Below are 12475 nucleotides of genomic sequence, written 5' to 3'. Positions count from 1 at the left end.
GGCGACTCGGCCGGCCGGAGGGCCGGCCGAGTGGCCCGGTCCCGCCCCCGCCGACTCGATTCCTACGATGACCGGATGAACAGTCAGCGAGGGCGGCAGATCAGCGCGGACGAGCGCCGTGAGCGCGAACGGGCGTGGTCGGCCGAGCAGAAGACGCGCCAACAGGCCTGGACCGAGCGGTTCGAGAAGCGTCAGAAGGTCCGGGAAAGCGAGGACCGGGAGCGCGCGCACCTCGCCTCCATCGCCGCCGAACGGCGGGCCTGGGCCGAGGGCCGGCGGGCCGGGTCGATCGGCTACCTCGACGTCACCGGGCCGGACGGGGTGCCCGTACGGATCGCCATGGTGTGGCTCGGACGCTTCCGGGCCACCCGCAGGCCGCTGAACGGCTACGACCCCCTCCCGGCCCCCGAGCTGAGCGGCTCCGGCGTCGAGGGGATCCTCCTCTTCGCCCTCTACGCCGTCCTCGTCGGCCTGAACGCCGGCCTGCGCTGGCTGGTCCTCCGGCTCGCCGACCGCCCGCGCTGGGCCGTCGGAGCCGCCGCCGGACCGGAGCGCGGCAAGGGCGGCGGGAACAACGTCATCCTGCTGCGAAGCCGAAGCCGCCGCGCGGCCCTGCGGTTCGCCGCCGCCCTCGCCGACCGGGTCGAACAGGAGGGCGCCGCCGCCCTCACACCCCGATGACCTCCACCGCGGAACCCAACCCGCGGAAGTCCGCGACGTTGCGGGTGTACAGCGGCAGCCCGTGCGCGGAGGCCACGGCGGCGATCATCAGGTCGATCCGCCGCGGCCGCGGCTGCCGCCCCGCCGCGATGGTCAGCGTGACCAGCGTCCCGTAGCGGGCGGCGGCCGCCGCGTCGAACGGCAGCGGATCGAAGTCGGCCATCGCCGCGCCCAGCACCTCCAGCCGGGCCGCCCGGCTGGCCGGGTCGCGGGCCATCGACACGCCCTGCTGCAGCTCCGCGAAGGTGATCGCGGTCAGCTCCGGCACGGCCGGCAGGTCCGCCGGGTTGAGCAGCGCCAGGTCGATGTAGACGCAGGTGTCCAGCACCCCGGCGGGCCGGCGCCGGGACGCCCTGCGGCGCTCAGCCACGCCGCCGCTCGAACGGGTCGTCGTCCTCGCCGCCCACCAGTTCCTCGGGCCCGAAGTCCTCCTCGGCCTCCTTGCGCATCTGCTGGTAGTCCACCCGCGGCAGCTTCACGTGCCGCGCCACCAGCTCCTCCGCCGTGAGCCGCCGCCGCCCGGACACCGGCCGCAGCTCCGCGACCTCGACCCCGTTCCTGGTGATGTGGAAGGTCTCCCCCGCCTCCACCGCGTCCATCACCGCGGCGGAGTTGTTCCGGAACTCCCGCTGGGTAATCGTCTTCATCCCTCCACGGTAGCCCCGCGTAGCACCACTGGCTACACCCTCGCCCGGCCCCGCGAAAACCCCCTCCCCACCACCCATCGTCCGCTACGTTCGGGCACCGACTGTTCGTGTCCCGGAGGGCAGGCGCAATGAGGGGGAAGCGGTGGTGGGTGGTGCTGGTGGTGCTGGCAGTGCCGCTGGTGCTGTTGGGGGCGGGCGTGGGAGGGCTGTCCTGGCTGCGGGATCGGGTGGAGCATCCGGCGGAGGGCAGTGGGCGGCCCGGGTCGTGGGTGACGGTGGATTCGGCGTACGTGGCGGAGTTCTCGCGGGTGCGGCCTCCCGCGTCGGCGGGCGAGGTGCGGTGGTCGTACCTGAAGGGCTTCCAGGACGACCTCGCGTTCCTCGCGTTCCGGCTGCCGGCGGGTGAGGAGCAGGGCTTCCTCAACGGACTGGGGGTCTCCGTGCGGCCGGGGTCCGCCGCGTCTCTCGACGGGTGGCCGTTGGAGGGGTTCCGGAAGGCGGGGGCGGCGGATCCGACAACGGCCGGGCCGTTGCGGGAGGGCGGGTTCGTGGCCGAGCCCCTGCCCGGGCACGGCAAGCGGCTCGCGGCCACCGTCTGGCTGGCGTCGGAACCGGACGGCGGCACGCGGGTGTGGGTGTGGGCCAGGGACGGGACGTGACGGGGATCTCCTGTCCGGGGAACCCCGGGGGCTCGTAGGATCGTCGTGCTGTATGTCCGGGAACCGGCGGAACACCGAGGAGGGAGCTGGCCGTGACCGTGGTGTCGATGTTGCTGGGTCTGCTCCGGGTGTTGACCGGGGACCTGGCGAGCGAGAGCGGGACGCTGGCGTCCGTCGCGGCCGTGGCGGCCGTGGCGCTGGTGGCCGGGGCGGTCGCCGGGGCGCTGGCGGGGGCTCGGCTCCTGGGGGCGCGGGCGCCGGCGGCGGTGCGCAGCGGGATGCTGCGGCGTCGGGCGTTCCGTACGGCGTTCCTTCCGCAGCGTGATCCGGATGCCCGGGGCAGGCGACGCCCCAGGGCGCCCGGGGCGGCCCCGGCGGCCGCGTAAGCCCTTCGTCGTTCCCTCGCCTTCGCGGCCGTCCTCCGCCGATCACTCATGTCTTGAGACCCCGGAGGGCTCGCTTCACCATGTCCGTTCTCGCCGTTCTCGATCCGGCCGTCGCCGTCGCGCACGCCGTCGTCTCCTCCCTCGCCCACGTGCTGCCGACGGCGCTGGCGATCGTCCTGTTCACCGTCGCCGTACGGCTCGCGCTGCACCCGCTGGCGCGGGCGGCGGCGCGCGGGGAGAAGGCGCGGGCCGTGCTCGCGCCGAAGGTCGCCGCGCTGAGGAAGAAGCACGAGAAGCGCCCGGAGAAGTTGCAGGAGGCGCTGGCCGAGATGTACCGGGAGGAGCAGGTGTCGCCGTTCGCGGGGTGCCTGCCGCTGCTGGTGCAGATCCCGTTCTTCTCGGTGATGTACCGGCTGTTCACGACCCCGAACGACCTGCTCGACCACACCCTGTTCGGCGTGCCGCTGGGCCTGCACGTCGGCGGTGCGCACGGCGCCGGGCAGCTGGCGGTGTTCGGGGTGCTGTACGCGGGACTGGCGGCGGTCGGGTACGTCAACTACCGCCGGGCCCGGCGCGCGGCGGCGGCGCAGCCCGCCCCGCAGCCGGGGGCGGGACTGCTGCCGTACCTGTCGTTCGGGTCGGTGCTGTTCGCGCTGCTGGTGCCGGTGGCCGCCGCGCTCTACCTGCTGACGACGAGCGCCTGGTCGGCCGCCGAGCGCGCCTGGCTGTACCGGGACGGGGCCCCGCAGACCCCGGCGAGCGTCCTCGCCGTGTAGTCCCGGCACCGGGCGGTCCGGGCGCCGGGCGGCCGCGCACCGGCCTGGCTCAGAAGTGGCGCAGCAGTTCGGGGAAGGCCCCGAACTGCAGCGTCGCCGCGTCCGGGCCGAGGTCCTCGTGCTCCAGCGCCCAGGTGTGCTCGTGCGGGATGTAGACGGTGCGCAGGCCGGCCCGGCGTGCGGGGGCGATGTCGGCCGTGGGCGAGGTGCCGATCATCCAGGTCCGCTCAGGGGCGAGGCCGAGGTCGGCGGTCAGCTCCCGGTAGGTGTCGACGGACTTCTCGGCCACGATGTGCACGCACGAGCCGGGTGGCGTGACCGGGCGACAGGTGCCGTGAGCGGGTCGGCCCGTAGGTGCCGGACCGGCCGCTCGGGGCGTTTCCCGCAGGCCGTAGCCTGTGCTGATCGTTACGGGACAGGTGGAGGGATGTCGTCATGGTGGCTGCTCCGGCGCTCGCCGAGCTGCGCGAGGTGTGCCAGCCGCAGGCCAAGCTGCAGAGCCGCAACGGTGAGCACTGGGCGGGCCGGCTGTACATGCGGGCGCTCTCGCTGCGCACCACCCGGCAGTTGGTGCGGACCTCGGTCTCGCCGAACACCCTCACCTGGGTGATGGTGGTGTGCGGGGTCGGCGGCGGCGCGGCCCTGCTGATCCCCGGCCTGACCGGCGCGGTGCTCGCGGTGGTGCTGTTCCAGCTGTTCCTGCTGTTCGACTGCGTGGACGGCGAAGTGGCGCGCTGGAAGCGCCAGTTCAGCATGGCCGGGGTGTACGTGGACCGGCTCGGCGCCTACCTCGCGGACGCGGCGCTGATGATCGGGGCGGGCGTCCGGGCGGCGCGCGGCGGTTCGGAGCTGTGGGTGTCGGCGGGCCTGGCGGCCGCGCTGGGCGTGGTGCTGCTGAAGGCCTCGACGGACCTGGTGGACGTGGCCCGCGCGCGCAGCGGGCAGCCGCCGGCGGACGAGGAGTCGACCCAGCCGCGTTCGCAGGGCATCGCGACGGCCCGCAGGTTCGCCTCCGTCTTCAAGATCCACCGGGTGACGAACGGCATCGAGGCCTCGCTGGTGCTGCTGGTGGCGGCCGCGGTGGACGCCGGGCTCGGCACCCTGGACGCGACGCGGGTGACGCTCGCGGGGATCACGGTGATCACCTGGGGCATGGTGGTCGCGCACCTGGCGTCGATCCTGTCGTCCTCGCGCCTGCGCTGAGTCCGACCGGGCGCCGACCCTTGCCGGACCGGCCCGCTCGACCCGGGCGACCCGGGGGCCGCGGCGCTCACGGCTTCACCGGGCGCCGTCACGCTCTCGTGCCACCGCCCCCGCCGGGCGGCGGCCCCCACCCGGCCTGAGATCCGACCCGGCGCACACCGGACCTAGGCGGGCTCGGCCGCCCCAAGCGTCGGCACCGGCGCCGGTGGCGGGGCCGGTGCCGACTGGGGCTCGGCCTCAAGCGTCGGCGCGGGCACGGTCCGGCCGTAGGCGGCGAGGACGGTGTCGAGGAGCCCGGGGAAGCGCCGCTCCAGGTCGACCGTGCGAAGCGCGGAGAAGCGGCGGTTGGCCTCCTCGCGCTGGCTGATCAGGCCGGATTCGCGCAGCACCTTGAAGTGGTGGCTGAGGGTGGAGGGCGCGACGTCCACCGGGAAGGTGCCGCAGGCCCGTTCGGGCTCGGCGCGCAGGACGCGGACGATGGTCATCCGGGTGGGGTCGGAGAGCGCGTGCAGCACGTCGAGGAGGTCGATCTCCTCGGCGGCGGGGTGCGCGAGCGCCGGTCGGCGGCGGGTGCTGCGGGGCACGTTCAGACCTCCCTGATCTGCGATGTTCGACATCCATGGAAACGGCGTGGTACCACTGCCACGGATCAATTTCGCCGTTCGTCGAACATCGTAGTCGAGGGGGATCGACATGCGCGCACTGGTGATGACCGCACCCGGTGGGGCCGAGAACTCGGAGATCCGGGAGATCGAGGAGCCGCACCCCGGGCCCGGCCAGGTGACGGTCGACGTCGCCTACGCCGGACTGAACTTCGTCGACGTGATGACCCGCCGCGGCGACGCCGCGTACAGCGCCGAGTGGCCGTACCGGCCCGGCAAGGAGGTGGCCGGAACGGTCCGGGAGGTGGGCGCGGGCGTCGTCGGCCTGGCCCCGGGCGACCGGGTGGTGGCCGCACCGGTCGGCGCGGGGCTCGCGGAGGTGGCGGTGGCGGACGCCGCGCTCACCGTGCCACTCCCGGACGGGGTGGCGCTGCGCGAGGCCGCCGCCGTGCCGCTGGGCCTGGCCACCGCGATGCTGCTGCTGACCGACGCCGGGCGCTTCACCGCCGGGGACACCGTCCTGGTGCACTCCGCGGGCGGCGGGATCGGCCACGCCGTGGCCGAGCTCGTCCCGCTGCTCGGGGGCGGGCGGCTGATCGGCACCGTCGGCCGCCCCGAGAAGGCCGCCGCCGTGCTCGCGTCCGGCTACGACCACGCCTTCGCCCGCGCCGGGTCGGACCCGGCGTCGGCCGAGGCGGTCCGGGCCGCCACTGAAGGCCGGGGCGTCGACCTCGTCCTCGACCCGCTGGGCACCGAGGCCCTGGAGCTCGACCTCGCCGTGGCGGCACCCGGCGCCCGGATCGTCCTGTTCGGCAACGCCGGCGGCGGCACCCTCGCCGACCTGCCCCCGCTCGGCCGCCTGATGGCCGGCAACCTGACCGTCACCGGCTTCAGTCACCGCTTCCTGGCCGCCACCGCCCCCGACCGCCTGGCCCGCGCCATCCGGCGGGTCCTCGGCCTCCTCGCCGACGGCGCTCTGAAGCTCCCGGTCACCGAACTCCCCGGCCTGGAGGCCGTCCCGGCCGCCCACGACGCCATGGAGGACCGCCGCGCCACGGGCAAGTTCGTGGTGCGCGTGGGCGGTTGAGCCCACACGGAGGAGCTTCCCGCCCGGGGCGCGCACCCAGGACCCGCCCCGGGACGGTCCCTGGGCGGGCCCCCGGGCGCCCGCCCAGGGGCGCGACCAGAGCCGCGCCGCCGGCCCTCAGACGGTGAAGCCCGCACCCGGCTCCGCGTACGCGACCGGGCCCGCGAAGTGCGCCGAGGCGCGGCGCACGGCGTCGGCCGGCGTCATGGCGCGGCCGACGTGGGTGACGAGCAGGCGGGCGGCGCTGGCCGCCGTGGCGGTGGCGCCGGCCTGCTCGGCGGTGTGGTGCACCCGGTCGGCGGGGTCGCTCACCGGCCCCGGGTCCTCCGCCTCGCAGAGCAACAGGTCGCAGTCCGCGGCGAGTTCCACCAGGGCGGGGCACGGGGCCGTGTCGCCGGAGTAGACCAGCGACCGGCGGCCGGCCTCCACCCGGAGGGCGAAGGCCGGCATCCCGTGCTCCACCGCCCGGCTGGTCAGGGTGAGCGGACCGACCCGCACCCGGTGGCCGTCGGTCAACTCACGGACCGCGAAGGCGGATTCGATGGGACTGCGGCGCGCCCCGTTGGTCAGGAAGTCGGCCAGCCGGTCGGCGGTGCCGGGCGGGGCGAGCAGCGGGATCGGCGCGCCGAGCCGGATGTCCGCGTACAGGGCCCCGTAGTAGGCGGTGAGCAGGTCCGCGCAATGGTCGGCGTGCAGGTGCGAGATCCAGATCGCGTCCAGCTCGTCCAGCCGCGCGTGGCGCTGCAGCGCGCCCAGGGTGCCGGTGCCGGCGTCCACCCACACCCGCGCGCCCCCGCCGGAGACCAGGTAGCCGGAGCACGGGTTGTCGGCGCTCGGGTACGGCGTCGCGCTTCCCAGGACGGTGAGGCTCAGGCGTTCGTGAGGCATCCGGCGAGGGTAGCGCCCGGGGGCCGGCTGCTGGGGTCGGTTCCCGCAGCCCGCCGCGGCCGGGCGGCGGCCCTACAGCCGTACGGCGCGGAGCGGGATGTCAGCGGCGGACGGCCGACCGGGGTCAGTAGCGAACGGCCTTGACCACGACCGGAAGGAGCGTCTGGTCGGCCGGCTGCCGGCTGAAGGCCACCGGCTGGGCCGTGCCGTTCGCCGGGACGTTCTCGGCGCCGACGACGGAGCTGTCCACCGTGTGGCCGCTGGTGTCGGTGAAGTCGACTTGGACCGCGTAGGACGCCGCGCCGGGCCCCGGGTTCTGGATGGTGACCACCACGGCGTGCAGACCGCCGGTGTTCTGCCGCGCGATGCCGGTGATGGTGACGTCGCCCTGCGCGTTGCCGCCGTCCGCCACTCCGTCGAGCACCGCGGCGGCCTTCTCCCGGACCATCGCCTGCTGGGCGGAGACGGATGCCTGGAAGGCGGACGCCGCCGCCGAGTGGGAGGCCTCGGCCGCCGCGGAGGCCGCCGAGGCCGAGGCGACCGCCGCCGACGCCGAGGCCAGTAGTGACTCGGCGGCCGAGGCGATCGCCGAGGGCGGCTCCCCGGAGAAGGTGCCGAGGTCGGGCGCGGTGGGCGACGGCGAGCCGGCCGCCGTGCCCGAGGAGCCGCTGCTGCCGCAGGCCGCGAGCACCGCGAGGCCCGCGGCCGCCGCGATCAGCCCGACCGCGCGCTGCGGCCTCCGGCCGTGCCGGGGAGGATTGTGGAGTTCGCGCACCAAGGATCCCTCTCCTGATCGGTGTTCGACATCCGGCCGGCGATCGGCCGGACGGCGATCGGCGACCGGGCGCCCGTACCTCCCCATGCTTCGCAACACCCCGCCCCGCGGCGAGAACTCCTGACCCGTCCGAGTGAGCTGGTCCGGCCCCGCGGGGGCTGCTCCGAGCCCGTACGGGCGGGCCTCAGGCTGCGATGGTCAGCACCGCCTTGCCGTGCAGCCGCCGGGCGAGCAGGGCCTCGACCGCCCCCGCCGCGTCGCCCCAGCCGCCGCGCCAGGTGATGCCGGGATCCAGCTCGCCCGCGGCCACGCGGTGGGCGAGCCACCCGAGGTCGCGGCCCAGGCCGGTGCAGGAGAGCAGGAAGAAGGTGACCACCGAGCGGTCGTGCCGGGACTGGTCGCCGAACAGCGCGCCGAAGGGGAAGTCCTCACCCTGTCCGGCGCTGTGTCCGGCGGCGACCAGCGTGCCGCCCTCCCCCAGGGCCGCGTAGGCCTCGACGAGTTGGGGCCCGCCGACGAGGTCGACCACGCCGTCCACCGGGCCGACGACCTCCTTCGGGGTGGCGATCACCTGGTGGGCGCCGAGGCGGCGCAGCAGGTCGCCGTTCTCCGCAGGCGAGCCGGTGGACGCCACCACGTGTGCGCCGGCCGCGCGGGCGAGTTGGACGGCGTAGCGGCCGACGCCTCCGGTGGCGCCGGTGACCAGGACGGTCCGGCCGAGCAGCGGGCCGAGGCGGTGCAGGGCCCGCAGGGCGCTGCTGCCCGCGACCGGGACGGTGGCGAGCACGCCGGGGTCGGCCCCGACGGGCGCCGTGCCGATCGACTCGGTGTCCACGGCGCGCAGTTCGGCCCAGGCGCCGGCGGGCATCAAGCACACCATCCCGGAACCGGAGGACCGGCGGGCCACCCGCCGGCGCCACGGCAATGGCACGCTCACCGCGGCCTCGGTCCGCCTCCGGACCAGGCGTGATCAGATGGACCGTCTCAGCCGGCTTCCAGTTCGTCGGCTCGTCGCCTGAGGTCTTCCGCGATGGCGTCCCATTCCGGTCCGAACAGCTCAAGACTCAGGGCGGCCTCCCGCATCAGCGCCGGCTCGTCCGGTCGCTGAAGGAGCACCAACCGGTACGCCAGGTTGCGCACCCAGACCGGTAGGTAGCCGCTGACGGGGGGCGGGCACAGCTCGTGCAGCATCGCCAGGATCGAGTCCGCAGGGGCGAAAGTCAGTTCCTCGACGAAGTGGTGCTCGCGGTGAGTCTGCCGGCAGTCCGGCGTGGGTCGGTACTCGTCGCCGAACAGGCATCGGGCGTGCTCCGTCAGAGTGCTGTGCATGCCCTCGAGCCTAGGACGGGCGTTCGCGCCGCGGAGTTCGGCGAGCCGGGCCCCGTACAGCCGGGGCCACCCACCGGCCACCGGTCCACTCGGCCAGGGACACTCCCCCGCCGCTCGACGGGTGAGGCCTCTCGCCCGCCGACCGCTCGACGACCGTGGCCCGCGCCGGTCGGCGAGGGCCCTTGGCCACCGGACGGCGAGATCAGCGGTTCGCCTCCGGGGCCTCCGGGGCCTCCGGGGCCTCCAGCGAGTCGAGCCAGCGGAGCAGCCGGGCGCCTTCGCGGGTCATCACCTCCGGGTCGCGCAGCGCGTTGGCCAGCAGCGACATGCCCTGGTAGCCGGCGACGAGGGTGAGCGCCAGACCGTCCGGGTCGGGCAGGCCGAGCTCGCGGAACTGCTCCGCGGCCCAGTCCAGCAGGCGTCGGATCACCGCGCCGGCCTCGGCGTCCAGGTCGCCGTCGGCCCGCTTGTCGAGTTCGGCGGCCAGGGTGCCGGTCGGGCAGCCGTAGCGGGCGGCGGTCTCGCGCTGTCCGACCCAGGCCTCGACCAGCGCTTTGAGGCGATCGCGCGGATCGGTCAACCTGCCGAGCCCGTCGGCGAGTTCGTCCAACTGCGCACTGTGTTCGGACAGCGCGGCGCGGACCAGCTCGTCCTTGGTCTTGAAGTAGTAGTAGACGTTCCCGACCGGGACGTCCGCCTCACGCGCGATGTCGGCGAGGGTCGTGCGTTCGACCCCCTGCTCGTGGAGGACGCGGGCCGCGGCCGCCGAGAGCCGCTGGCGCTTCTGCGATGCCCGGACCCGCCGATTCACTGAGTCAGTCACCCGACTGACTATAGACAGCCGCCGGTGGTCGCATGCTACGTTCTTCTAAGTCAGCCAACTAACTCACAACCTCTTGGGGGACGCAATGATCACCGTGACGGGTGCCACCGGGAACATCGGACGGACGCTGGTGGAGCTGCTGGCAGGGGCGGGCGAGCAGGTGGTCGCCGTGTCGCGGCAGCCGCAGTCCGCCACCGGCGCGGCGGGAGTGCGCTGGGTGCAGGGCGACCTCGGCGACGCCAGGAGCCTGCGACCCGCCCTCGAAGGAGCCCGGGCACTGTTCGTCCTGCTGGGCGGCGAGCTCAACAGCCGGGGCGAGAGCCCGAAGGTCCTGCTGGAGACGGTCGCGGACGCCGGGGTCGAGCGGGTCGTCCTGGTCTCCTCGCAGGTCAGCGCCACCCGGCCGGACGCGCCCTCACACGCCCGCCTGCGGGAGTACGAGGCCGCGATCCGCGCCTCCGGGCGGGAGTTCACCGTGCTGCGGCCCGGCGGCTTCGCGTCCAACGCCTTCGCCTGGGCCGAGACCGTCCGCACGAAGCGCACCGTCCTCGCCCCCTTCGCCGACGTGGCGCTGCCCGTCGTCGACCCGGCGGACATCGCGGCGGTGGCGGCGACCGTGCTGCGCGAGGACGGACACGCGGGTCGCACCTACGAGTTGACCGGCCCGGCGCCGATCAGCCCGCGCGAGCAGGCGGCAGTCCTCGCCGAGGCCCTGGGCGAGGACGTGACCTTCGTCGAACTGTCCCGCGAGGAGGCCCACGCGCACCTGGCGCAGTTCATGCCGGAGGACGTCGCCACCGGCACCCTGGACGTCCTCGGCGTCCCGCTCCCGGCGGAGCTGGCCGTCAGCCCGGACGTGGCGGAGCTCCTGGGACGGCCGGCCGCACCGTTCCGCGCCTGGGTCGAGCGCAACCTGCCGGCGTTCCGCTAGGCGGATCAGGCGACGTGGGCGTCCCGGCCGCGCCGGAACGCGCGCAGGAGTGCGAGGAGGTTGACGCGAGGAGGTTGACGAGGGTGCCGGCCGGGCGATGCCACGGAGTCACTGGGGTTGAACTCGTGTTGCCGCCGGGGGGCTCAGGTGGGGCTGGTGGTCGGGCCGGTCTCGGCGAGACGGCCGTCTACGACCAGCCCGCCGGCCGCCGCTGACTACCTGGTTCGCTCAGCGCGGTCGTCGTACTCCTCGCGGGCGGCGATGACTTCTTCGATGTGCAGCACGGACCACTCCGTGAGCGCCTTCAGCGGTTCCCGCAGCGTCTGGCCCAGCGCGGTCAGCTCGTACTCCACGTGCGGCGGCACCTCTGGATAGACGGTCCGGCTGACCAGCCCGTCGCGTTCGAGGGTGCGCAGCGTCTGGGTGAGCATCTTCTCGCTCACGCCTCCCAGCGTCTGCCGGAGCCGGCCGAACCGGGAGGTCCCGTTCCGGCCGAGTTCGCCGAGCACGAGGACCGCCCACTTGCTGCCGATCTGGTCGAGCAGGTCCCGCGACGGGCAGCCGCGCTCGTACGGATCGAATGACGGCATGGGCCCGGTCACATCCTCGACAGCGGTCATTCGGCTCACCTCAATGCTTTCGCTGCGGTAAGTACCGTACCAATAAGTGGCTACTCCCCAGCAGAGAGTGTCCAGGTCATTCTGTGTTCCATCCCGCGGCGGACGGACCGCGGCAGGCGTGCGAGGCACGCGCGGAAGGAAGGAATGACCATCATGTCGATCGTCGTCACCGGAGCCACCGGCCAGCTGGGCAGGCTCACCGTCGAGGCACTGCTGCGGCGTGGGATCCCGGCCGCGGACATCGTCGCGACCGGCCGGGACATCACCGGGATCAAGGATTTGGCCGACCGCGGCATCACGGTGCGCCGCGCCGACTTCGCGGACACCGACGGCCTGGCCGAGGCATTCGCGGGGGCGGAAAGGCTGCTGCTGATCTCGGCCTCGGTCCCCGTGGGCGAGCGGGTCGCCAACCACCGCCGCGTGATCGACGCCGCGGCGTCCGCAGGCGTGTCGCTGGTGGCGTACACGAGCACGACGCAAGCGGACACGGCCACCACCGTCATCGGTGCCACGCACGGCGAGACCGAGGCGTATCTGCGGGAGCGCGGAATCCCCAGCGTGCTGCTGCGCAACGGCTGGTACCTGGAGAACTACACCGGCCAACTGCCGCAGATCCTGCGGAACGGCGCGGTCGTCGGTGCCGCAGGCGAGGGGCGGATCAGCGCCGCGTCCCGCGCCGACTACGCCGAGGCCGCAGCGGTCGTCCTCACCACCGAAGGCCACACCGGCGCCGTGTACGAACTCGGCGGCGACGAATCCTTCACCCTGACCGAGCTCGCCGCCGCGATCTCCGCTGCGGCCGGAAAGCAGGTCACCTACGCCGACCTCCCGGTGGCCGACTTCGCCCGGGTCCTGGCCTCCGCGGGCCTACCCGCCGAGCTGGCGGAGGTCCTCGCTGACGCTGACCGCGGTATGAACCGCGGCGAGATGTACACCGACTCCGGCGACTTGCGCCGCCTGATCGGCCGCCCGCCCGTGACCGTGGCCGAGGCACTCGCGGCCGCCCTGCATGACCGAGGCTGAACTCGT

General features: G+C 74.4%; 18 protein-coding genes. 8 read left to right on the top strand and 10 right to left on the bottom strand.

Annotated features, from left to right (window positions below; translation table 11 throughout):
• Window positions 1-75 precede the first annotated feature (75 nt).
• Window positions 76-681 (top strand): hypothetical protein, encoded by a 606-nt coding sequence (locus ACZ6Y7_RS25390; RefSeq protein ID WP_465760222.1) that lies wholly within the window; start codon window positions 76-78, stop codon window positions 679-681.
• Here ACZ6Y7_RS25390 and ACZ6Y7_RS25385 read toward each other — a convergent pair.
• Both ACZ6Y7_RS25385 and ACZ6Y7_RS25380 read right to left on the bottom strand, forming a co-directional pair.
• Window positions 668-1090 carry a type II toxin-antitoxin system VapC family toxin gene (locus ACZ6Y7_RS25385; protein ID WP_402219768.1) on the bottom strand — a complete coding sequence of 141 codons (423 nt, stop codon included), beginning with the start codon at window positions 1088-1090 and terminating at the stop codon, window positions 668-670. The genes ACZ6Y7_RS25390 and ACZ6Y7_RS25385 overlap by 14 nt on opposite strands.
• Window positions 1083-1367 (bottom strand): type II toxin-antitoxin system Phd/YefM family antitoxin, encoded by a 285-nt coding sequence (locus ACZ6Y7_RS25380; protein ID WP_465760221.1) that lies wholly within the window; start codon window positions 1365-1367, stop codon window positions 1083-1085. The genes ACZ6Y7_RS25385 and ACZ6Y7_RS25380 overlap by 8 nt, the downstream gene beginning before the upstream one ends.
• A 128-nt stretch (window positions 1368-1495) precedes the next feature.
• Between ACZ6Y7_RS25380 and ACZ6Y7_RS25375 the strand changes: the two genes are divergently transcribed.
• The 3 genes from ACZ6Y7_RS25375 to ACZ6Y7_RS25365 all read left to right on the top strand — a co-directional run bounded on the left by ACZ6Y7_RS25375 (window position 1496) and on the right by ACZ6Y7_RS25365 (window position 3188).
• Window positions 1496-2026, top strand: coding sequence for a hypothetical protein (locus ACZ6Y7_RS25375; protein WP_465760220.1), 531 nt, complete (start codon window positions 1496-1498; stop codon window positions 2024-2026).
• 92 nt (window positions 2027-2118) lie between these two features.
• Window positions 2119-2412: a DUF6412 domain-containing protein gene (locus ACZ6Y7_RS25370; protein ID WP_465760219.1), complete on the top strand. Its 294-nt coding sequence runs from the start codon at window positions 2119-2121 to the stop codon at window positions 2410-2412.
• An 80-nt stretch (window positions 2413-2492) separates the two neighbouring features.
• A complete protein-coding gene (locus tag ACZ6Y7_RS25365; RefSeq protein ID WP_465760218.1) occupies window positions 2493-3188 on the top strand; it encodes a YidC/Oxa1 family membrane protein insertase in 696 nt (231 codons plus the stop codon).
• Window positions 3189-3237: 49 nt separating this feature from the next.
• On the opposite strand, the gene ACZ6Y7_RS25360 is transcribed toward ACZ6Y7_RS25365, so the two are convergent.
• The gene (locus tag ACZ6Y7_RS25360; RefSeq protein WP_465760217.1) at window positions 3238-3477 is read right to left on the bottom strand and encodes an HAD family hydrolase; all 240 of its coding nucleotides are present in this window, start codon (window positions 3475-3477) and stop codon (window positions 3238-3240) included.
• Window positions 3478-3623: 146 nt separating this feature from the next.
• Here ACZ6Y7_RS25360 and ACZ6Y7_RS25355 point away from each other — a divergent pair, with 146 nt between their 5' ends.
• Complete coding sequence (locus ACZ6Y7_RS25355; RefSeq protein WP_465760216.1) at window positions 3624-4391, top strand: CDP-alcohol phosphatidyltransferase family protein; 768 nt, start codon at window positions 3624-3626, stop codon at window positions 4389-4391.
• A gap of 164 nt (window positions 4392-4555) precedes the next feature.
• On the opposite strand, the gene ACZ6Y7_RS25350 is transcribed toward ACZ6Y7_RS25355, so the two are convergent.
• Window positions 4556-4975, bottom strand: a complete 420-nt coding sequence (locus tag ACZ6Y7_RS25350) for an ArsR/SmtB family transcription factor (protein WP_465760215.1) — start codon at window positions 4973-4975, stop codon at window positions 4556-4558.
• Window positions 4976-5084: 109 nt separating this feature from the next.
• Between ACZ6Y7_RS25350 and ACZ6Y7_RS25345 the strand changes: the two genes are divergently transcribed.
• Complete coding sequence (locus tag ACZ6Y7_RS25345) at window positions 5085-6080, top strand: quinone oxidoreductase family protein (protein ID WP_465760214.1); 996 nt, start codon at window positions 5085-5087, stop codon at window positions 6078-6080.
• 117 nt (window positions 6081-6197) lie between these two features.
• On the opposite strand, the gene ACZ6Y7_RS25340 is transcribed toward ACZ6Y7_RS25345, so the two are convergent.
• The 5 genes from ACZ6Y7_RS25340 to ACZ6Y7_RS25320 all read right to left on the bottom strand — a co-directional run bounded on the left by ACZ6Y7_RS25340 (window position 6198) and on the right by ACZ6Y7_RS25320 (window position 9895).
• Window positions 6198-6968 carry an MBL fold metallo-hydrolase gene (locus tag ACZ6Y7_RS25340; RefSeq protein WP_465760213.1) on the bottom strand — a complete coding sequence of 257 codons (771 nt, stop codon included), beginning with the start codon at window positions 6966-6968 and terminating at the stop codon, window positions 6198-6200.
• 124 nt (window positions 6969-7092) lie between these two features.
• Complete coding sequence (locus ACZ6Y7_RS25335; protein WP_465760212.1) at window positions 7093-7743, bottom strand: hypothetical protein; 651 nt, start codon at window positions 7741-7743, stop codon at window positions 7093-7095.
• A gap of 184 nt (window positions 7744-7927) precedes the next feature.
• Window positions 7928-8611, bottom strand: a complete 684-nt coding sequence (locus ACZ6Y7_RS25330; protein ID WP_465760211.1) for a zinc-binding dehydrogenase — start codon at window positions 8609-8611, stop codon at window positions 7928-7930.
• A 116-nt stretch (window positions 8612-8727) separates the two neighbouring features.
• Window positions 8728-9072 (bottom strand): hypothetical protein, encoded by a 345-nt coding sequence (locus tag ACZ6Y7_RS25325; protein WP_465760210.1) that lies wholly within the window; start codon window positions 9070-9072, stop codon window positions 8728-8730.
• 202 nt (window positions 9073-9274) lie between these two features.
• Window positions 9275-9895, bottom strand: coding sequence for a TetR/AcrR family transcriptional regulator (locus ACZ6Y7_RS25320; RefSeq protein WP_465760209.1), 621 nt, complete (start codon window positions 9893-9895; stop codon window positions 9275-9277).
• An 85-nt stretch (window positions 9896-9980) separates the two neighbouring features.
• Between ACZ6Y7_RS25320 and ACZ6Y7_RS25315 the strand changes: the two genes are divergently transcribed.
• Window positions 9981-10826 (top strand): NAD(P)H-binding protein, encoded by an 846-nt coding sequence (locus ACZ6Y7_RS25315; protein WP_465760208.1) that lies wholly within the window; start codon window positions 9981-9983, stop codon window positions 10824-10826.
• 215 nt (window positions 10827-11041) lie between these two features.
• On the opposite strand, the gene ACZ6Y7_RS25310 is transcribed toward ACZ6Y7_RS25315, so the two are convergent.
• Window positions 11042-11446 carry a winged helix-turn-helix transcriptional regulator gene (locus ACZ6Y7_RS25310; protein ID WP_465760207.1) on the bottom strand — a complete coding sequence of 135 codons (405 nt, stop codon included), beginning with the start codon at window positions 11444-11446 and terminating at the stop codon, window positions 11042-11044.
• Between the two features lie 144 nt (window positions 11447-11590).
• Here ACZ6Y7_RS25310 and ACZ6Y7_RS25305 point away from each other — a divergent pair, with 144 nt between their 5' ends.
• On the top strand, window positions 11591-12469 hold the full coding sequence (locus tag ACZ6Y7_RS25305) for an SDR family oxidoreductase (protein ID WP_465760206.1): 879 nt from the start codon (window positions 11591-11593) through the stop codon (window positions 12467-12469).
• Window positions 12470-12475 lie beyond the last annotated feature (6 nt).

The sequence above is a fragment of the Kitasatospora sp. NPDC053308 genome (genome assembly GCF_055585785.1).
Note: the sequence above shows the minus strand (reverse complement) of the source record. Positions and strands in the feature narration are given on the sequence as shown.